Raw genomic sequence first — 18,719 nt, forward strand, 5'->3', positions numbered from 1 at the left:
GCTACTGCGGGGTGACGAAGCCGGGTCGGACGTTGCGGTCGGGCGCGAAGTCGTCCTCGTCGACGTAGGACAGGATGACCGCGCCCATCACGCACAGCGCGATCCCGGCGACCGCCATGGCGACGTCGCGCGGGAGGCGGCGACGGGCCGGGTCGCCGGAGGCCGCCGCGTCACCGCCGGCCGAGAGCGTGACCTCGCCGGCGAGGGCGGGGGTGCCGTCCGCGGTCTGCGTGAGGTCGCCGGCGGCGAGCAGGTCTGACCCCTCGGTGAGGACGAACTCGAAGACGTCGATCTTCGGAGCGGCCTCCCCGGCGGCGCTCCCGGCCAGCTTGGGGCTCTCGTCGAACCACGGGTGCGACGCGGCGCGGGTCTCCCGGAACGAGGGGGCGATCTGCTCCAGCGCCGGGCACTCGGGGCCGATCAGGACGCGGTTGCCGGCGGCGTCCTGCAGGGCGAAGGGGGCGGGGGCGTAGCGGTCCACGGTCGCGCGGCGGCCGTTGACGGACACCGTCTGCGTCGCGAGGAACCAGACGCACTCCGACTCCGACAACGGCGCGCGGTAGGGCCCGTCGGGGCCGGCGGCGACGGTCCCGCGGACGACGACCCGCGGCGCCCCGTACTTCGACTTCGCCGACCGGGCGGCCCGCTCGGGGAGCTTGGCGATCTCCTCGACCCCACGGCCGGGGAGCAGTTTGAGGGTCAGCGCCGACCCCATGGCGCCCAGCAGGCCGATGATCGCCAGGAAGGACCCGGTGAGCACGGAGAGCAGGCCGATCAGGGTGCGCATCCGGCCACGGTAGTGAGGTGGCGAGATGGTCCGATCGACCGACCCTGACGGTGAGGAAAAGGTGCCGTCCGATATGCCCGGCCCGGGCGGGCTGCTGGCGTATCGTCCCGACTTGGGTGTTCGACGCGCGGTATCCGCACCGTCACCGTCCGCCGATTTTGCCGAGCAGGTGTTCACGAACGGCGCACAGGGGCAACCGGGACCGGCGCACGATGCGTCTGACCCCGCATTCGGGTCGTGACAGACCGCCGCACCACCGCCAGGAGTGAGACACAGATGACGACGCTGCGAATCCGAGGCCGGATCGCGACCGCCGCGCTCGCGCTCTGCGCTGCCGGCACCGCGTTCGGTGGACTCGTGGCCGGTCTCGGTGTCCCGGCCGCCGCGACCGACGTCGCGGCTCCGGCGCCGTCGGAGAAGCAGGAGATCGGCGTGGGCGTCTCGCGCCTGCCCTCGTTCCTGAAGACCTCGCAGCTCCCGCAGGGCAGCCGGTACGGCAAGTGGAAGGCCAGCGGCGTCTACACGGGCACGCCCCGCAACCCGAAGTTCTGCCTCGGGCACGACGTCCTGCCGGCCGCCGAGACGCGTTACCGCACCTACCGCGGGAAGAAGAACGTCGCGGCCGAGGAGTTCGTGACGATCGCCGACAACGAGGCCGCCGCCGCGGCGCTGGTCTCGAAGCTCCGGACCCAGATCCAGGGCTGCTACTCCGAGTGGCTCGACGCCGACATCCCGCAGTACCGCGAGGGCAAGCGCAGCGCCTCCTGGAAGCGGTACAACACCTACGCGGTCGAGGACGGGATGACCGTCATCGGCGTCTTCACCGTCCCGCCGAAGGGCTTCGTGAAGACCACCCACCTCTACGCGGTCGGCCGCGACGGCGCGATGGTCGTCGTGCTCCACCTCGGCGTCCCCGGGGGCAAGGCGAAGGCCCCGGCCGCAAAGTTCACGACCGCCGGCGCCACGGCGCTCCGCCAGGCGCTCTGACCCGGCGGCTCACTGACCCACCTCGCAGCACCGGCGCCCGTGCACCCGGCGCGCCGCCCCGGAACCCCCGGTGGAGATGTCATCTCCATCGGGGGTTTCGACTGTCCGGAATAGAGCGGCCTCGGCTCAAGTTTTCTGCGGTACAGACAGTGAACCTCCGCCGGGACATCGGCGGTCGCAGAGGAGTGAGTTCGATGAGTTACCTGGTTGCTTCCCGTCGCCGCGATCCGCTCGCGGAGTGGTTCTCCCCGTTCCGCACCGTCTTCCCGGCCGTCCCGCCGGCCCGCGCGAACGCGGCGTGGTCGCCGTCCGCCGAGGTCGTGCGCGAGGGCGACGACGCGCTGGTCCGCGTGGAGGTCCCGGGTGTGACGCCCGAGGACATCACGGTCGAGGTGGCCGACGGCCGCCTGGTGGTCTCCGGGGAACGGCGGGACGAGCGCGCCGAGGAGCAGGACGGCCGCACCGTCCGCGAGATCCGCTACGGCACCTTCCGCCGGAGCTTCGCGCTCCCGGCCCGCATCGGGCAGGACGCGATCAGCGCGTCCTACGACGCGGGCGTTCTGACCGTGAAGGTCGCCGGGGTCTACGCCGGCTCCGAACCGGTCCGGATCCCGGTCTCGGGCACGGCCCCGGCCGCCGTCGAGGCCTGACCCTCCGTTGCGTCCGACGCGGTGGTCGCTGCTGCGGCCACCTCGTCGGACGCGCGCGTGTGTGGCCTCGGTTACCTGCGCGGCTGCGGGGTCGGGGCACCAAGGGACGTCTGAAACGATGCCGGGGTGAGTGCCCCGAAGGAGTACCCCGCCGCTGCGCCCGCGTCCGCCGCGCTGTTCGAGCGCGCCCGCGCGGTGATTCCGGGCGGCGTGAACTCGCCGGTGCGCGCGTTCGGCGCGGTCGGCGGGACGCCCCGGTTCATGGCCGCGGGCCGCGGGCCGTACCTGGTCGACGCGGACGGTCGGGACTACGTCGACCTGATCTGCTCCTGGGGCCCGCTGATCCTGGGTCACGCGCACCCCGACGTCCTCGCCGCGGTTCAGGCCGCGGCCACGACGGGCACCTCGTTCGGTGCGCCCACCGAGGGTGAGGTGCTGCTCGCGGAGGAGATCGTCGCGCGGGTGGCGCCGGTCGAGCAGGTCCGGCTCGTGTCCTCCGGCACCGAGGCGACGATGTCGGCGGTCCGCCTCGCGCGCGGGTTCACCGGCCGCCCGAAGGTCATCAAGTTCGCCGGCTGCTACCACGGTCACGTCGACGCGCTGCTCGCCGCGGCCGGCTCCGGCCTCGCGACGTTCGCGCTGCCCGACACCCCCGGAGTGACGGGGGCTCAGACCGGCGACACGATCGTGCTGCCCTACAACGACCTCGACGAGGTCGCCGGTGCGTTCGCCGCGAACGAGGGTCAGATCGCCGCCGTCATCACCGAGGCCGCGCCGGGGAACATGGGCGTCGTCCCGCCCGTACCGGGCTTCACCGCCGGCCTCAAGCGGCTGTGCCAGGCGCACGGCGCACTGCTGATCTCCGACGAGGTCATGACCGGCTTCCGCGCCGGGCCCGCCGGCTGGTGGGGCCTCGAGGGCGTGGACGCCGACCTGTTCACCTTCGGCAAGGTCATGGGCGGCGGCTTCCCCGCCGCGGCGTTCGGTGGTCGCGCCGACGTCATGGGCCACCTCGCGCCGGCCGGGCCGGTCTACCAGGCCGGGACACTGTCGGGGAATCCCGTCGCCGTCGCCGCCGGGCTCGCGACGCTGCGTGGCTGCACCCCCGAGGTCTACGAGCACCTGACCAAGGCCGGGGAGGCCGTCGCGTCCGCGGCGTCCGACGCCCTGTCCGCGGCGGGTGTCCCGCACCGCGTGCAGTTCGCCGGGACGATGTTCTCGGTCTTCTTCATCGACGCACCGGTGCGCAACTACGACGACGCCCGCGCGCAGAACGTCCCGGCGTTCAACGCGTTCTTCCACGCGATGCTCGACCGCGGCGTGTACCTGCCGCCGTCGGCGTTCGAGGCGTGGTTCCTGTCCGCGGCCCACGACGACGAGGCCGTCAACCGCATCCTCGACGCGCTGCCGCACGCCGCGCGGGCCGCCGCGGAGGTCGCACCGGCATGAGCACGCACACGATCGTCCACCTCGTCCGCCACGGGGAGGTCCACAACCCCGAGGGCGTCCTCTACGGGCGGCTGCCGGACTTCCACCTCTCCGAGCTCGGCCGCAAGATGGCCGAGCGGGTCGCGGAATCCTTTGCCGGCAAGGACATTGCGGCGGTCGTGAGCTCGCCGCTCGAGCGCGCGCAGGAGACGGCCGCACCGGTCGCCGCGGCGTTCGACCTGCCGATCCACATCGACGAGCGGCTGATCGAGACCGCGAACTACTTCGAGGGCAAGACCTTCGGCGTGGGTGACGGCTCGCTGCGTCGTCCGACGCACTGGCCGAAGCTGTGGAACCCGTTCCGGCCGTCGTGGGGTGAGCCCTACGTGAAGGTCGCGCAGCGGATGCTCGACGCCGCCGCGGCCGCGCGGGACCTCGCGCCCGGCCACGAGATCGTCTGCGTCAGCCACCAGCTGCCGATCTGGATCGCGCGCCAGCGCATCGAGGGCAACCGCCTCTGGCACGACCCGCGCAAGCGGCAGTGCGGGCTCGCGAGCGTGACGTCGATCCGCTACGAGGGCGAGAAGATCCGCGGGCTCTCCTACTCCGAGCCGGCGGCCGACCTCGTGCCGATCAAGCCGGGCAAGGGTTTCAGCGCAGGCGCGTGATGCGTACTGCCGAGGTCTGGCTCGCAGCGTCCGGTGACTCGTTCTCGGGAACGGTCACCGACGGGTCGCTGCTGCTCGCGATCCCGGTCGCGCTCCTCGCCGGCCTGGTCGCGTTCGCCTCGCCGTGCGTCCTGCCGCTGGTCCCGGGCTACCTCGCCTACGTCACCGGCCTGACCGGCACCGACCTCGCCGAGGCCAAGCGCGGCCGGGTCCTGCTCGGCACGACGCTGTTCGTCCTCGGCTTCACCGCGGTGTTCGTCTCCTTCGGCGCGCTGTTCGGCTACTTCGGCGCGGAGCTGGTGGAGCACGAGTCGACGATCAACCGCGTCCTCGGCGTGCTGACGATCCTGCTCGGACTCGGCTTCCTCGGCTTCCTGCCGTTCCTGCAGCGCGAGTACCGCCTGCTGCGCCACGCGCCGTCGGCCGGACTGCTGGCCGCGCCGATGCTCGGCGTGCTGTTCGGCATCGGCTGGGCCCCGTGCATCGGCCCGACGCTCGGTGCGGTGCAGGCGCTCGCGTTCTCCTCGGCCAGCGAGGAGCGCGGGGCGCTGCTCACGTTCGTCTACTGCCTCGGTCTGGGGCTGCCGTTCATCGGGATCGCGCTCGGTCTGCGCCGGTTGCTCGGCACCGTCGAGTGGGTGAAGGCGCATCACCTGCTGGTCACGCGGATCGGCGGGGCGATGCTCTGCCTGCTCGGCGTCCTGCTCGTCACCGGCGCGTGGACGGAGATGTCGATCCAGATGCGGATCTGGACGTCGAACTTCGAGACGGCGATCTGAGCCGATGACCGTCACCGACTCCGACGTCGACGCCGCGCCGGTTCCGCCGCCCCTGGGCCCGATCGGGATGGCCCGCTGGGCGTGGCGGCAGCTGACGAGCATGCGCACCGCGCTGCTGCTGCTGTTCCTGCTCGCCGTGGCGGCGATCCCGGGTTCGCTGGTCCCGCAGAAGGGCGTCGACCCGGTCGCGGTCGCGGACTTCCGCAACCGGCACCCCGAACTGTCGAAGTGGTACGACAAGCTCTCGCTGTTCGAGGTGTTCTCCTCGCCGTGGTTCTCCGCGGTCTACATCCTGCTGATGATCTCGCTCATCGGCTGCCTGGTGCCGCGGTCGAAGGTCTACCTCAAGGCCGTGCGCGCACGTCCGCCGGCGACGCCGCGCAACCTGAACCGGCTGCCCGAGCACGCCGAGATCGTCGTCGACGACGAGCCCGACGTCGCCCTGGAGAAGGCCACCGCCGCCCTGCGCCGCGGTCGGTTCCGCGTCCAGGCCTACGAGAACTCGGTCTCCGCCGAACGCGGCTACCTGCGCGACACCGGCAACCTCGTCTTCCACCTCTCCCTGGTCGTGGTGCTGGTCGGGATCGCCGTCGGGCATCTGTACGGCATGCGCGGCAGCGCGCTGGTCGTCGAGGGTGAGGGTTTCGCGAACACCGTCACGCAGTACGACAACCTGCGCACCGGCGGGCGGTTCGACGTCGACGACCTGCCGCCGTTCGCGATCACGCTCGAGGACTTCAGCGCCCGCTACGAGGAGACCGGCAGTCAGCGCGGCGCGGCCCGCGAGTTCGAGGCGCGCGTCAGCATCCGCGACGAGCCGGGTGCCGCCCCGCGGGCGGAGAGCATTCGCGTCAACCACCCGCTCAAGCTCGGCGGATCGAAGGTCTTCCTCGGCCCGCACGGGTACGCGCCGGTCGTCACCGTGCGGGACGGCCAGGGCGACCTCGTCTTCTCCGGCGCTGTCCCGTTCCTGCCCGTCGACCCCGTCGGGCTGTCCTCGCGCGGGGTCGTGAAGGTCCCCGACGCGGCGCCGACCCAGCTCGGCTTCCAGGGCTTCTTCCTCCCGACGGCCGCGTTCGACCTCGACCTCGGGCCGTTCTCCACGTTCCCCGCGCCGCGGTTGCCGCGGCTGGTGCTCAACGTCTGGTCCGGCGACCTCGGCCTCGACGACGGCGTCCCGCAGTCGGTCTACCGCCTCGACACGACCGACATGGAGCAGGTGCGGACGAACTCCCGCGAGGACGCGCCGCCGTTCACCCAGTCGCTCGCCGTCGGGGACACGATGAAGGTCCCCGGCGGGCTGGGGAGCATCACGTTCGAGGGCTACCGCGAGTGGGTCGTGCTGCAGATCGCCGAGGACCCGGGCCGCGCGCCGGCGCTCGCCGGCGGCGCGCTCGCCCTCGCCGGGCTGCTGGCCTCGCTGTTCGTTCGCCCACGTCGGGTCTGGGTGCGTGCGAGGCGCGACGAGGCAGGACGTACCGTGGTCGAGGTAGCCGCGCTGGCCCGCTCCGAGGGGCCGGACCTGGCCGCCGACGTCGAACGGGTCCGCGCCGCGCTGGCCGCGGACTCCACCGGCAGTGCCGCCGACGACAGCGCTGCCGTCGACAGTGCTGAGAAACCCGCTGGACCTGCCGATCCAGCAGCTGCGAGGGAGTGACCGTGGTTCACGAGAGCCTGGCCGAGACCAGCGACCGGCTGGTCTACGCCGCCATGGCCGTCTATGCGCTGGCGATGCTGGCGCTGGCGGCCGAGTGGGCGTTCGGGAGCCGTCGCTTCACCGGGGCGACCGTCGAGGAACGTGCGCTCGTCGGCGCCGGGGCGCCCGCCGCCGGTGCGGAGACGCAGCCGCCGGCCCGGGACCGCGCGGAGACCTTCGGCCGCGTCGGTCTCTCGCTCGCGACCCTGGCGTTCCTGCTCCACCTCGTCGGCATGACCTGCCGCGGACTCGCCGTCGAGCGGGTGCCGTGGGGGAACATGTACGAGTTCTCCACGACCTCGGCCCTCGCCACGATGGGCGTCTACCTCGCGCTCACCCGCAAGTACGACATCCGCTGGCTCGGCGTCTTCGTCGTCACCCCGGTGCTGCTGACGCTCGGCCTCGCCGTCACCGTCCTGTACACCGACGCCCAGCAGCTCCAGCCCGCGCTGCAGTCGTACTGGCTGGTCATCCACGTCATCGCCGCGGCCGTGTCGATGGGCATCTTCACCGTCGGTGCCGCGGTGAGCATCCTGTACCTGGTCCGCGAGCGCGCCGAGCGGTTGCGCCCCGGCGCCCCGAGCCGCCTGCCGTCCGCGGACGCCGTCGACCGGCTCGCCTACCGCATCCACGCGTTCGTCTTCCCGCTGTGGACGTTCGCCGTCATCGCCGGCGCGATCTGGGCCGAGAACGCCTGGGGCCGCTACTGGGGCTGGGACCCCAAGGAGACCTGGGCGTTCATCACCTGGGTCTGCTACGCCGCCTACCTCCACGCCCGCGCCACCGCCGGCTGGAAGGGTCGCCGCGCCGCCACCGTCGCGCTCGTCGGCTACAGCACGATCCTGATCAACTACTTCGTGATCAACCTCGTCGTCACCGGCCTGCACAGCTACGCCGGGACCTGACGGGTTCGGCCGATCAGTCCCGCGGGGCCGACTCGCCGGGCTTGTCGTTCGGCTCGGTGGGGTTGGGGGACTTGAGGTCCTCCTCGAGCCGGCGGAGCATGCGCTGGCGCTCGGCCTCCTCGTTCAGCCGACGCAGGAAGTCGGGGTCGTCGTCCGGGGCGGGACGCGAGACGTAGCGCGTCCGGCGGGGCAGGTTCGGCAGATTCAGGCTGCCGGCGGAGGTGCCCACGCCGGGGACGCCGACCTTCGGGCGACCGAGGAAGAACCAGGCGATCGCGCCGGTCGGCGGCAGGGGAAAGACGCACAGCACCAGCCACGCCCACTTGGGCAGTCGCCGGACCTCGGCCTTGTCGGCCTGCACGACCTCGACGAGGGCCCAGACGACGATCATCACCGTCAGGACGATGAGCGCCATAGGCACGCGCACGGACCCTCTCCCTCGAAAACGATCTCGCTTCAGAGTAGCTGCGGACATCGGGACGTGTGCCCGGACCGCCAAGCCGTTATGTACCCGGGGGTCCGGCCTGCGGGCGGGCGATGTTTGACTGGTCGGGTGAAGATGTCCCCGACGCTGACGTACACGCTGCAGCGCCTCGCGTTGTTCCTCGGGACGCTCGTGCTCTGCGCGGCGATCCTGCGTGGCACCTCGTTCCTGCTGGTACTGGCGATCGCGACGGTGATCTCGGGGGTCCTCTCGTACTTCGTCCTGGCGAAGTCGCGGGAGCAGATGGCGGCGCGGGTCGCCGGTCGGATGCAGCGTCTGGGCGAGCGTCTGGACGCCGGTGCGGCCGCCGAGGACGCGGCGCTGGACGCCGCTGAGCAGGCCCCTCGACACCCGGAAGCGGGCGCTCCGAAACCAGAGTGACCCCTGGGGCTTGTTCACCCGGGTTCCGCAAAACGCACGACCCGGGCATGACATGCGCCCTACGGTGGAACGTGGGGTGGAGGGGGACGACGCGATGAATGGTGGAAAAAGGACATCTCGCCTGCGCTCGGAGTTCGATCTCTGGATGCAGGCCCTGGGGGGCTCGTTCCGGCAGCTGCAGCAGCGCCGGGAGATGGGCCGGCTCGCCTCCGCGGAGGCGGAGCAGCAGCGGCGCGCCGAGGAGCGGGCCGCGGCCGGCCGCGCCGCGTCCCGGCGTAAGGCCGGCTTCGTCCTGACGGGCCTGTTGCTGCTCGTCACCGTCCCGACCTGGGCCGTCGTGAACGCGCTGACCGCGCCCTCGGCCCACAACGGCGACCCCGCCAGCCTCGGCAACCAGCCGCCCGGCTACGTCGAGGCCGAGCCCGCGGGCGCCGGGGACCCCCTCGGCGGCGCCGCCGAGGAGACCCCGACGCCGACCCCGAGTCCCGAGGTCGCCGGCGTCGACCTGCCGACTCCCACGCCTGAGCCGACCACCGCCCCCACCCCGACCCCGGTGGTCTCGCAGCCGTCCCAGCCCTCGCAGCCGACCCGGCCGGACCCGACGCCCAAGGCGACCCCGAAGCCGGACCGGACGCCGAAGCCGACCCCGAAGGCGACGCCGTCGCCGAGCTGCCCGAAGTCCGACCCGGCCTGCGACCCCGGCAGCGACGACCCGGGCCCGATCCCGACGCCGACTCCGACGCCGACGCCGACGCCGACCCCGACGGCCACGCCGGTGCCGACGCCCACGCCGACCGTGACGCCGACGCCGACCCCGGCGACGACGCCGGCCGCGACGGGCTGAGTCAGGCCGGCAGGCAGAGGGCGAGGGTGAGCAGCGCGCCGTAGGCGAGCTGGGTCAGCCCCGTCCGGCCGAGGACCGGGATCAGCGCCGGGCCGGCCGCGTGGTTGCGCACGGCCCGGACCGCGGGGGCCGCGACCGGGAGGGCGGCGACGGCGATCACCGTCCACGGGTGCGCGACCGCGAGCCCGAGGGCGATCAGCAGCGGGCCGAAGAGCAGGACCGTGTACAGCCAGCGGGTGCGGAAGTCGCCGAGCACCACGGCGAGGGTGCGCTTGCCGACCTCGGCGTCCGCGGGGGCGTCGCGCAGGTTGTTCACGACGAGCAGGGCACAGGCGAGCATCCCGACCGGGACCGACGCGGCGAGCGCGAGCCCGGTGACCTTCTCCATCTGCACGTACGCGGTGCCGACGACCGCGACCAGGCCGAAGAAGACGAACACCGACACCTCGCCGAGCGCGCGGTAGCCGTACGGCTTCTTCCCGCCGGTGTAGCCCCAGGCCGCCGCCATGGCGGCGACGCCGACGGCGAGCAGCCACCAGGTCGTCGTCGCGGCGAGGACCAGTCCGGCCGCGCCGCCGACGCCGAGGGCCGCGAAGGCCGCCAGCTTCACCTGCTGCGGGGCGGCCACCTTCGAGCCGACGAGGCGCAGGGGTCCGACGCGGACGTCGTCCGTCCCGCGCACACCGTCGGAGTAGTCGTTCGCGTAGTTGACGCCGACCTGCATCGCGAGGGAGACCACCAGCGCGAGCAGCGCCTTCCACCACACCGCGTCGCCGGCCTCGACCGCGACGCCCGTGCCGACCGCGACCGGCACCACGGCTGCCGGCAGGGTCCGGGGCCGCGCGCCGGCCAGCCATTGTCCCGGAGTCGCCACGGGTGGCAGTCTCCCAAATCCCGCTCCGGCGGGATGACGTCCCCCACGGGCGCGTGTCGGCCCGGGTGCGGGCTGACACGCCTGGTCTGCGGGATGACGTCCCGCGGGGGTGGGGTGTCGGCCCTGGTGCGGGCTGACACGCGTGGTCTGTGGGATGACGTCCCGCAGGGGTGGGGTGTCAGCCGGTGCGGGCGGGGTTCCAGGCGACCTCCCAGAGGTGGCCGTCGGGGTCGGTGAAGTAGCCGGAGTAGACGCCGAAGGGCGCCATCTTCGCGGGGGCGGTGATGCGGGCTCCCGCGGCGGCGGCCTCGGCGAGCATCGCGTCGACCTCCTCCGGCGAGGCGGCGGGGACGCCGAGGCTGAAGCTCGCGCCGCCGGCGACGCCCGCCTCCACCCGTGCGTCGGCAGCGAGGTTGCGCCGCTCCCACAACGCGAGCCCGACGCCGTGCTCGAGCTCGAAGATTGCGACGCTGTAGTCGACGCCGGCCTCCTCGTCGCGGAACTCGGTGCCGACGATGCCGTCGGTCTTCCATCCGAGGCCGTCGCGGTAGAACGCGAGCGAGCGGTTCAGGTCCTCGACGGCGAGCGTGATGAAGTTGATCGCTGGGCGCACGGGACGAGCCCTTCGTCAGTCGGTCCCCCGCACGAGCGCGCGCAGGGCGTCGCGGTCCACCTTGCCGGACGGCAGGGACGGAAAGCGCTCGACGGTGACGACGTCGCGCGGCGCCCAGGCCTTGTCGAGAGCCCCGGCGGCGAGGTCGCGCAATTCCGCGAGCGGCACGGGCCCGGACGGGACGACGACAGCAACAACCGCCTCGCCCCACTCGGGATCGGGACGCCCGACGACCACGACCTCCGCGACGCCCGGGTGGCCGGCGAGCACCTGCTCCACGCTCTGCGCGGGGACGTTGACGCCGCCGGAGAGGATGACGTCGTCCGCCCGCCCGAGGACGGTGAGCACGCCGTCGTCGTCGAGTCGGCCGAGGTCGGAGCTGACGAACTCGCCGCCGAAGTCCGGCCCGCCGAGGTAGCCGCGCGCGAGGACGGGTCCGGTGATCGCGACGCGGCCGTCGTCGGTGATGCGCAGCCCGACGCGGTCGAGGGGTCGGCCGTCGTACACGCAGCCGCCGCAGGTCTCGGTCATGCCGTAGGTGCGGACGACGTTCGCCCCGACGGTGGCTGCTCGCTCGACCAGGCCCGCGGGGATCGGTCCGCCGCCGAGCAGGATCGCGTCCAGGCTCGTGAGGTCGACGCCCGCGTCGAGGAGCCGGATCAGCTGCGTCGGCACGAGCGAGACGTAGCGGCGCTCGCCGGTCATCGCCCCGAGCGCCTCGGCGAACGCGTCGGGCCGGAAACCGCCGGCGGTCTCGAGCACGACCGGCGTCTCACCCGCGGCGCGACAACGCAGCACGACCTGGAGCCCCGCGATCCGCGCCGCGGACATCGCGAGCAGCCACTGGCCCGGTCCGCCGAGGTGGGTGTGCGTCGCGCGGGCGGAGTGGCGCAGCGCCTTCGCCGAGATCCGGACGCCCTTCGGCGTACCCGTCGACCCCGACGTCGCGATCACGACCGCCGTCCCGTTCGGCACCCCCGCCGCGGCCGCGGGCCCGAGTGCCCCGACCAGCCGCGCCCCCTCCGGCCCCGGGGGCACCAGCAGCAGCGCGGGCCCGCTGCCGTCCATCGCCGCCCCGAGCCCGGGGATCTCCGCGCTCCCCACCGGCACCGGGACGGGGATCAGGTCGTGGCTCATCCCCGCCAGCGTACGGACGCCCGTCCCGGGGGTCGTCTTCACCGGCTGGGCCCCTGCTTCACCAGCCGGGCCGGGCCGGTGAAGGTGGGCTCGGCTGGTGAAGACGGCGGGCGCCGGGAGCGGGAACGCCCACGCCGCGTCGTCGGCGGCTCTCGGCGGCTCTCGGCGTACGGGTTCCCTTCACGGGCTGGGCTCGTCTTCACCAGCCCGGCGGAGCGAGTGAAGGGCGGGCTCGGCTGGTGAAGCGCGCGGGGGAGCTGGTGAAGCGGGCGGGGGAGCTGGTGAAGCGGGTCAGGGGAGGCAGGGGAGGACCTGTTCCCCGATCAGCTCGACCATCTCGAGGAACTCGGATGCCGGCTGGCCGCCCATGTCGAGATAGAGCAGGTTGGTGTCGGCGTGGAGCATCTCGGCGCTGACGGCGAGGCGCTCGGTGACCTCGGCGGGGCTGCCGACGAGGGCGGGGCCCTTCGTCGTCAGGAGCTCGAAGTTGAAGGGCTTGCGGATGAACGGCGGGGGGTCGGGGTTCACCCGCGGGATGATCTCCTTCATCAGCTCGAAGTACGCCCGGTACCGCGGTTCCCAGCGGGCGCGTGCGGCCTGGGAGGTCTCGGCGACGTTGACGTGCCAGCACGCGCCGATGCGCGGCGTGCGCGAGTGCCCGTAGGAGGCGTACCGCTCCCGGTACTGCTCGACGATCGGGCCGAACTGCGCGGGATTGCCGAACGCGCTGGGGAGCATGAGGTCCAGGCCGAGGCGCGCGGCGAGCTCGAGGCTCGACGGGGACGCGCCACCCCCGATCCAGATCGGCATCGGCCCGACCGGCGTCGGCTGGACGGTGAAGTCGACGATCGGCGCGCGGAACTCCGAGCCCGGCCACGTCACCGACTTCCCGCTGCAGAGCTGGACGAGGAGCTCGACGGACTCCTGAAAGAGCAGGTGCGAGTCCTCGATGTCGCGGCCGAACAGGTCGTAGGTCGAGACGAAGAAGTTGCCGCGCCCGACGACGATCTCGCAGCGTCCGCCGGAAAGGGCGTCGACGGTCGCGTAGTCCTCGGCCACGCGCACCGGGTCGAGGTTGGCGGCGAGGGTGACGGCCGTCGACAGCGTCAGCCGGCGCGTCCGTTCGCCGATCGCGGCGAGCACGACCGGCGGCGCGGACGTCGTGTACTCCAGCCCGTGGTGCTCGCCGACGTAGACGCCGGAGAACCCGACCTCGTCGGCGATCGCCGCCGCCTCGACGATCGCGCGGTGCCGTTCGGCGGCGGTCTGCCGCGTCCCGGTGACGGGGTCGGTGACCTGGTCGCCCAGCGACATCAGCCCGACGTTCATGCGGCGCCTCCGAGGTCGTGCTCGGCCAGCCAGGAGTGGACGAGGTCGGCGGCTGCGGCCAGGTGGGAGCTCTGGTCCGCGCCGCTGAAGTAGTGGTTCGCACCGGGCAGTTCGACCAGGCGCTTGTCCGGGTGTGCGACGGCGTCGAACACCTGCTGCGGGTGGGGGACGGGCACCGCGTCGTCGCACCCGTTCTGCAGCACGAGGACGGGGACGCCGACCCGCGGCGCCGCGTCGGCGGCGTCCACCTGCGCGGTGCGCAGCGACCACTGCGAGAGCCACGACCGCGTCGTCGTGAACCGCATCAGCGCACCGGGGCTGTTGTTCGCGATCGCCGGGTCGCCGAGATAGCTCCAGCGGGGCCGGCGGCCGTTGGGGTCGATCGCGGGGTCCAGCCACCGCGGGTCGGCCATCGTGCCGTGGACGACGAAGCCGTGCTCGTCGTGCGGCCGCCCCGCGGCGCGGAAGGCGGTGAGCTTCTCCAGCGCGAAGTCGGTGATGCGCTCGTTCCTTCGACGCTGCCGCTCCCGGTACGCCGCGATGAAGTCGGCCGAGTACGGCGGCTGGTTCGGGTTCGCCGGGTCGTAGAGGTCGAACTTGCGGTCGCGGTTGCGGTCCGGGTCGAGCTCGTCGGTGACGGAGGCGTCGAGGAAGTCGGTCAGCAGCCGATGCCGGCTCCGGGGAGCGGCGAGCAGCATCACCGCGTCGGCGGGTGGGAGCTGAGTCTCCGTCAGAAGCGTCGGTTCGCCGGCCGCGGTCTGCGTGATCGCCGGCTTCTCCGCCTCGGCCTGATAGCCCATCATCGGCGAGCCGCCGCCACTCCAGCCCGCGAGCACGACCTTGCGGTAACCCAGGCGTTCCCGGGCCTCGCGCACGCAGGCGGCGATGTCGAGCAGCACGTTCTCCATCTGCAGGGCCGCGTCGCCGACCGTGTAGCGGCTCGTCGAGCCGAGGACGTGCAGCCCGGTCCGCGCGAGTTCGGGAAACAGTGGCAGGTACGCGGGCGACCCGATGGGGTGCATGCAGACGATCACGGTGTCGGAGTCCGCGTCCCCGCGCAGCAGTTGCGCCTGGCGCACGACGTGGTCCCCGACCGAGGCGTAGACGTCCTTGCGCACCGCCGATTCCTGCGTCACGACGAGCAGCGGGGTGCGTCGGTACCGGACCCGAGGAACCTCCACGCCGGCCATGCCGGGACCATACCAAATGGTGTTTGGTTTCGTCGATCCCCGCCGGAGGCTGCGTCCGGACACGCCGTCGTCAAGAAGGGGTGACACCCCTTACTGCGCAGTAAGGGGTGTCACCCTTTCTTGACAGCGGGGTCAGGCGGAGCGGCGGCGCTTGGGCTTCGGGGCGCCGGACTTCTCGGTCGCGACCCGGACGATGGTGGCGACGATCTGTTCGCAGACGAGGTCGAAGATCTCGTCCGGGGTGAGGGCGCGGGCGGCGTCGGCCTCGGCCATGTGGGGGGCGCGTTTGCGGTCGGGCTTCGCGGACCCGGCGGCGGACTCGTGGAGGGCGCTGCCGATCGCGTAGAGCTCGAGCGCCTCCATCATCGGGGCGATGGCGCCGAGGGGGACGCCCTCCTCGGCGAGCATCGCGAAGGTCTGCTCGAGCTGCGAGGTGCCGATGCCGAGGGGCTCGCGGCGGAGCATAACCGGGACGAGGTCGGGGTGGTCGCGGAACGCGGCGCGCAACCGACGTGCGTTGCGCAGCAGCCAGACCTGCCACGGTTCCTCGTGGCCCTGGGGGACGCGGACCTCTTCGAGGGCGAGCTTCGCGGCGCCGACGACGATCTCGTCCTTGTTCCGGAAGTGGTGGTAGAGCGAGGCCCCGTTGACGCCGAGTCGGTCGGCGAGGCGCCGGATGCTCAGCGCGTCGATGCCCTCGGTGTCGATGATGTCGAGTGCCGCCTCCAGCGCCGCGCGCTTGGAGATCAGCGGAACCTTCGGTCGTGCCACGTACTTCCCCCTCTTCCTGGAGGTCGATCGTAGGGACGCACGTCAGGAGCGGCGCACGTCCCTCCACGGCAGGTCCTTGTCGACCCGCGGCTCGCCGGGCAGACCGAGTACTCGTTCGCCGAGGATCGTGCGCTGCACCTCCGACGTCCCGCCCTCGATCGAGTTCGCCAGCGACCGCAGCCACGACTTGCGCGGGTCGCGGGTGCCGTCGAGGGCGGTCGCGGTCGGGGCGAAGCGTTCGTAGGTGTCGATGAGCAGGCCGTCGACGCCGGCGAGGTCGACGCAGAACTCGAAGATCGCCTGGTTGAGCTCGGCCATCTGCAGCTTGGCGATCGAGCCCTCGGGGCCGGGCCCACCGCGGTCGGCGGCGGAGGCGCGCAGGCTGGTCAGGCGGGCGGCCTCGGCCCGCGTCCACAGCAGCATGAGGCGCTCCAGCGTCGCCGCGTCGGCGCGCCCCTCCGCGGCCGCGGCCCGGTAGGCCTCGACGGCCCGCGCGATCGCGCCGTCCCCGCGGCGGACGAACTTGCGGCCCAGTGCCACACGCTCGTTCGCCAGCGTCGTCATCGCGACCTTCCAGCCGTCGCCGACCTCGCCGAGCAGGCAGTCGGCCGGGATGCGGACGTCGGTCAGGTACACCTCGTTGAACTCGTCCTCGCCGGTGAGCTGCCGCAACGGCCGCACCTCGACGCCGGGGGTCGTCATGTCGAGCACGAAGTACGAGAGCCCCTTGTGCTTGGGCACGTCCGGATCGGTGCGCGCGACGAGAATGCCGCGGCGTGCGTAGTGCGCCAGCGAGGTCCAGACCTTCTGTCCGTTGACGACCCAGTCGGCGTCGGGATCTGCGCCCGCACGCACCGCCCGCGTCGCCAGCGCTGCGAGGTCCGACCCGGCGCCCGGCTCGGAGAACAGCTGGCAGTAGACCTCCTCGCCGGAGAAGCACCGGCGCAGGTAACGCTGTCGCTGCTCGTCGGTGCCGTGGACGAGGATCGTCGCCATCGCCATGCCGAGCCCGATGACGTTGCGCGCGCTGTGGTCGGCCGCGCCCGCGGCGAGGAACCGCGACTCGACGTACGGCTGCAGCGACGGGTCGAGTCCGCGCCCGCCGAGCCCGACCGGAAAGGCGACCTTCGCCAGTCCGGCGTCGAACCGCGCCTCGCGGAACGCGCGGTCGGCCTCGACGTCGTCGGGGTCGGGGACCGGGTGCGCGGCGAGGAACTCCGTGATCGCGGCGTCGAGCTCGGCAATATCCGGACCGCGCTCCTCGGCCGGCGCCTCGGCGGGCAGCGGCACGACCGCGGGCCCGGTGACGCCGACCAGCGCGGCCAGGTCGGCGCGGTGCGCCGCCGACGAGCCGAGCAGCAGCTGCGCGCTCTTGGCGCGCTTGAGGTACAGGTGCGTCGGGTGCTCCCAGGTGAAGCCGATCCCGCCGTGGATCTGGACGGCGGACGTGGTCACCGTCCGGTACGCGTCGGACGCGACGGCCCGGGCCAGCGCCGCGGCGGCGGGCAACGTGTCGGGGTCGTGGGCGGCGCTCCACAGCCCGTGCCAGACCACCGACCGCGCGGACTCCACCTCGACGAGCAGGTCGGCGCACCGGTGCTTGATGACCGAGAACGAGCCGATCGCGCGGCCGAACTGGATCCGGGTCCGCGCGTACTCGACGGTGAGCTGGAGCATCCGCGCGGCGCCGCCGAGCTGTTCCGCGGCGAGGTAGAGCAGCCCGAGCTGCCAGGCACGGCGCAGCGGGTCCGCGCCGGTCCCCAGCAGGCGCGCGGGGACGCCGTCGAAGTGCAGTCCGGCGAGAGGACGGGTCGAGTCCAACGCCGTCAGCTGATGGCGCGTCAGGCCAGGGGCGTCGCCCGGCACCGCGAACAGCGCCGGCCCGCCCGGCGTCGCCGCGGCGACGAGGACGAGATCCGCGTCCGCGCCGGCGACGACGACGTCCGCGACGCCGGAGATGCGCCAGCCGCCGCTGTCGACGGCGCTCAGGGTGGACTTCGCGGGTTCCCGGCCCGCCCAGGCGAGGGTCGCGACCGTGCTGCCGTCGGCCAGGCGGGGGACGAGGGCGTCGGCGTCCGGGCCGCCGACCGCCAGCAGCGCCGAGGTCGCGAGTCCGACCGAGGCGAGGAACGGCCCGCCGTAGAGCGCGGCCCCCAGCTCCTCGAACACGACGCCGAGCTCGACCGGCCCGGCCCCGCTGCCGCCGAAGTGCTCCGGCACCGCGAGCCCGTGCAGCCCCAGCTCGCCGGCGAGCTGGTCCCAGACGGCCCGGTCCCAGCCGGGGTCGGTCTCCATCCAGCGGCGGACGTCGTTCTCCGTGCAGTGCTTGTCCAGGAAGTCGCGGACCACGGCGCGGAGGTCCTCGGCGTCCCGACCCGGTGCGTAGGTCATGGCGCGTCCTGTTCGTCGGCGGTGCGGCCAGTCTCCAGGTAACTACCCCGTGTGCCGCGCACGAAGTTCTCCCGCAGCGGCGCCGCCTCGCCGCGCAGGTTCAGGTCGAGGGTGTGGGCGAGTTCCCGCCGGAAGACGCCCCGGACGTCCCGACCGATGCTCTCGTCGGTCGCAGCCTTGAGCGCACGAAGCACGGCGGGGTTCTTCGCCGCGACGCGGCCGGCCAGGTCGCGGGCCGCGGCGGGGAGCTCCTCGGCCGGGACGAGGCGCAGCACCGAGCCGAAGTGGTGCAACTCCTCGGCCGCCACCGGCTCGGCGGTGAACAGCGCGGCGCGCAGCCGCTTCTCGGGCATCAGGCCGATCGCCTGGATCATCCCGCTGGCCGCGCCGTTGTCGGCCTCCGCGAGGACGAACGGCGTCCCCGGTGCGGCGAGCAGGACGTCGCAGACGCCCGCGACCAGCACCCCGAGGCCGATGCAGAAGCCGTGCACCGCGCCGATCACGGGCACCGCGCACTCCGCGATCGCCGTCGTGAGCTCCATCGACCCGTGGGTCTGGCCGAGGACGCCCTCGAAGCCGGGGAGCGACTGCACCTCCTTGACGTCCCCGCCCCCGCAGAACCCGCGCCCGGCCCCCCGGAGGACGACGACGCGCACCCGCTCGTCGGTGGCGTACGAGCGCAGGCGCGCCGCGAGGGTCGCGATGTCCTTGAGGTTCAGTGCATTGACCGGTGGGGCGTCGAGGACCAGTTCCGCGATGCCGGCGTCGTCGACGTGTTCGGTGATCACCGGTCGATCATTCCCGC

19 protein-coding genes are annotated in these 18,719 nt (G+C 73.0%); 9 read left to right on the forward strand and 10 right to left on the reverse strand.

All coding sequences use genetic code 11. The features are described from left to right. Position 1 precedes the first annotated feature (1 nt). On the reverse strand, positions 2 to 787 hold the full coding sequence (locus ABD401_RS13330) for a hypothetical protein (RefSeq protein ID WP_344605444.1): 786 nt from the start codon (positions 785 to 787) through the stop codon (positions 2 to 4). Between the two features lie 276 nt (positions 788 to 1,063). Between ABD401_RS13330 and ABD401_RS13335 the strand changes: the two genes are divergently transcribed. The 7 genes from ABD401_RS13335 (at position 1,064) to ccsB (ending at position 7,900) form a co-directional block, all read left to right on the forward strand. Further along, positions 1,064 to 1,774, forward strand: coding sequence for a hypothetical protein (locus tag ABD401_RS13335; protein WP_344605446.1), 711 nt, complete (start codon positions 1,064 to 1,066; stop codon positions 1,772 to 1,774). 194 nt (positions 1,775 to 1,968) lie between these two features. After that, a complete protein-coding gene (locus ABD401_RS13340; protein WP_344605448.1) occupies positions 1,969 to 2,424 on the forward strand; it encodes an Hsp20/alpha crystallin family protein in 456 nt (151 codons plus the stop codon). 126 nt (positions 2,425 to 2,550) lie between these two features. Continuing rightward, a complete protein-coding gene (gene hemL, locus ABD401_RS13345; protein ID WP_344605450.1) occupies positions 2,551 to 3,873 on the forward strand; it encodes a glutamate-1-semialdehyde 2,1-aminomutase in 1,323 nt (440 codons plus the stop codon). After that, a complete protein-coding gene (locus ABD401_RS13350) occupies positions 3,870 to 4,520 on the forward strand; it encodes a histidine phosphatase family protein (protein WP_344605452.1) in 651 nt (216 codons plus the stop codon). The genes hemL and ABD401_RS13350 overlap by 4 nt, the downstream gene beginning before the upstream one ends. After that, positions 4,520 to 5,299, forward strand: coding sequence for a cytochrome c biogenesis CcdA family protein (locus tag ABD401_RS13355; protein ID WP_344605454.1), 780 nt, complete (start codon positions 4,520 to 4,522; stop codon positions 5,297 to 5,299). The genes ABD401_RS13350 and ABD401_RS13355 overlap by 1 nt, the downstream gene beginning before the upstream one ends. Positions 5,300 to 5,303: 4 nt before the next feature. Next, positions 5,304 to 6,956, forward strand: coding sequence for a cytochrome c biogenesis protein ResB (gene resB / locus ABD401_RS13360; protein ID WP_344605456.1), 1,653 nt, complete (start codon positions 5,304 to 5,306; stop codon positions 6,954 to 6,956). Then, positions 6,953 to 7,900, forward strand: a complete 948-nt coding sequence (ccsB, locus tag ABD401_RS13365; RefSeq protein WP_344605458.1) for a c-type cytochrome biogenesis protein CcsB — start codon at positions 6,953 to 6,955, stop codon at positions 7,898 to 7,900. The genes resB and ccsB overlap by 4 nt, the downstream gene beginning before the upstream one ends. Positions 7,901 to 7,913: 13 nt before the next feature. Here the strand turns inward: ccsB and ABD401_RS13370 are convergent, their stop codons facing one another. Beyond that, on the reverse strand, positions 7,914 to 8,327 hold the full coding sequence (locus ABD401_RS13370) for a PLD nuclease N-terminal domain-containing protein (RefSeq protein ID WP_344605460.1): 414 nt from the start codon (positions 8,325 to 8,327) through the stop codon (positions 7,914 to 7,916). Positions 8,328 to 8,459: 132 nt separating this feature from the next. On the opposite strand from ABD401_RS13370, the gene ABD401_RS13375 reads away from it, so the two are divergent. Together ABD401_RS13375 and ABD401_RS13380 are read left to right on the forward strand one after the other, a co-directional pair. Continuing rightward, positions 8,460 to 8,765, forward strand: coding sequence for a DUF4229 domain-containing protein (locus ABD401_RS13375; protein ID WP_344605539.1), 306 nt, complete (start codon positions 8,460 to 8,462; stop codon positions 8,763 to 8,765). Between the two features lie 145 nt (positions 8,766 to 8,910). After that, entirely contained in the window at positions 8,911 to 9,609 is a 699-nt protein-coding gene (locus ABD401_RS13380) for a hypothetical protein (protein ID WP_344605462.1), read from the forward strand. A gap of 1 nt (position 9,610) precedes the next feature. Here the strand turns inward: ABD401_RS13380 and ABD401_RS13385 are convergent, their stop codons facing one another. The 8 genes from ABD401_RS13385 to ABD401_RS13420 all read right to left on the reverse strand — a co-directional run bounded on the left by ABD401_RS13385 (position 9,611) and on the right by ABD401_RS13420 (position 18,702). Further along, the gene (locus ABD401_RS13385) at positions 9,611 to 10,483 is read right to left on the reverse strand and encodes a 1,4-dihydroxy-2-naphthoate polyprenyltransferase (RefSeq protein WP_344605464.1); all 873 of its coding nucleotides are present in this window, start codon (positions 10,481 to 10,483) and stop codon (positions 9,611 to 9,613) included. Between the two features lie 178 nt (positions 10,484 to 10,661). Further along, complete coding sequence (locus tag ABD401_RS13390; RefSeq protein WP_344605466.1) at positions 10,662 to 11,096, reverse strand: VOC family protein; 435 nt, start codon at positions 11,094 to 11,096, stop codon at positions 10,662 to 10,664. A 15-nt stretch (positions 11,097 to 11,111) separates the two neighbouring features. Then, positions 11,112 to 12,233: an o-succinylbenzoate--CoA ligase gene (gene menE, locus ABD401_RS13395; protein WP_344605468.1), complete on the reverse strand. Its 1,122-nt coding sequence runs from the start codon at positions 12,231 to 12,233 to the stop codon at positions 11,112 to 11,114. A 291-nt stretch (positions 12,234 to 12,524) separates the two neighbouring features. Continuing rightward, positions 12,525 to 13,562, reverse strand: a complete 1,038-nt coding sequence (locus ABD401_RS13400; RefSeq protein ID WP_344605470.1) for an LLM class flavin-dependent oxidoreductase — start codon at positions 13,560 to 13,562, stop codon at positions 12,525 to 12,527. Beyond that, positions 13,559 to 14,752 carry an alpha/beta hydrolase family protein gene (locus ABD401_RS13405; protein WP_344605472.1) on the reverse strand — a complete coding sequence of 398 codons (1,194 nt, stop codon included), beginning with the start codon at positions 14,750 to 14,752 and terminating at the stop codon, positions 13,559 to 13,561. Before ABD401_RS13405 ends, ABD401_RS13400 begins: the two co-directional genes overlap by 4 nt. A 132-nt stretch (positions 14,753 to 14,884) precedes the next feature. Next, positions 14,885 to 15,523 carry a TetR family transcriptional regulator gene (locus tag ABD401_RS13410; RefSeq protein ID WP_344605474.1) on the reverse strand — a complete coding sequence of 213 codons (639 nt, stop codon included), beginning with the start codon at positions 15,521 to 15,523 and terminating at the stop codon, positions 14,885 to 14,887. A gap of 42 nt (positions 15,524 to 15,565) precedes the next feature. Then, positions 15,566 to 17,914, reverse strand: a complete 2,349-nt coding sequence (locus tag ABD401_RS13415) for an acyl-CoA dehydrogenase family protein (protein ID WP_344605476.1) — start codon at positions 17,912 to 17,914, stop codon at positions 15,566 to 15,568. Then, positions 17,911 to 18,702, reverse strand: coding sequence for an enoyl-CoA hydratase-related protein (locus tag ABD401_RS13420; protein WP_344605478.1), 792 nt, complete (start codon positions 18,700 to 18,702; stop codon positions 17,911 to 17,913). Before ABD401_RS13420 ends, ABD401_RS13415 begins: the two co-directional genes overlap by 4 nt. Positions 18,703 to 18,719: the final 17 nt, after the last annotated feature.

Origin of the sequence: Sporichthya brevicatena, assembly GCF_039525035.1 — a bacterium.
Taxonomy (GTDB): Bacteria; Actinomycetota; Actinomycetes; order Sporichthyales; family Sporichthyaceae; genus Sporichthya; species Sporichthya brevicatena.

Bases quoted from the DNA above. Each gene is read 5' to 3' on its own strand.
- ABD401_RS13335 (WP_344605446.1), top strand. From the start codon at position 1,064: ATGACGACGCTGCGAATCCGAGGCCGGATCGCGACCGCCGCGCTCGCG.
- ABD401_RS13405 (WP_344605472.1), bottom strand. From the start codon at position 14,752: ATGGCCGGCGTGGAGGTTCCTCGGGTCCGGTACCGACGCACCCCGCTG.
- ABD401_RS13350 (WP_344605452.1), top strand. From the start codon at position 3,870: ATGAGCACGCACACGATCGTCCACCTCGTCCGCCACGGGGAGGTCCAC.
- ABD401_RS13355 (WP_344605454.1), top strand. From the start codon at position 4,520: ATGCGTACTGCCGAGGTCTGGCTCGCAGCGTCCGGTGACTCGTTCTCG.
- menE (WP_344605468.1), bottom strand. From the start codon at position 12,233: ATGAGCCACGACCTGATCCCCGTCCCGGTGCCGGTGGGGAGCGCGGAG.
- ABD401_RS13415 (WP_344605476.1), bottom strand. From the start codon at position 17,914: ATGACCTACGCACCGGGTCGGGACGCCGAGGACCTCCGCGCCGTGGTC.
- ABD401_RS13330 (WP_344605444.1), bottom strand. From the start codon at position 787: ATGCGCACCCTGATCGGCCTGCTCTCCGTGCTCACCGGGTCCTTCCTG.
- resB (WP_344605456.1), top strand. From the start codon at position 5,304: ATGACCGTCACCGACTCCGACGTCGACGCCGCGCCGGTTCCGCCGCCC.
- ABD401_RS13400 (WP_344605470.1), bottom strand. From the start codon at position 13,562: ATGAACGTCGGGCTGATGTCGCTGGGCGACCAGGTCACCGACCCCGTC.
- ABD401_RS13375 (WP_344605539.1), top strand. From the start codon at position 8,460: ATGTCCCCGACGCTGACGTACACGCTGCAGCGCCTCGCGTTGTTCCTC.
- ABD401_RS13380 (WP_344605462.1), top strand. From the start codon at position 8,911: ATGCAGGCCCTGGGGGGCTCGTTCCGGCAGCTGCAGCAGCGCCGGGAG.
- ABD401_RS13340 (WP_344605448.1), top strand. From the start codon at position 1,969: ATGAGTTACCTGGTTGCTTCCCGTCGCCGCGATCCGCTCGCGGAGTGG.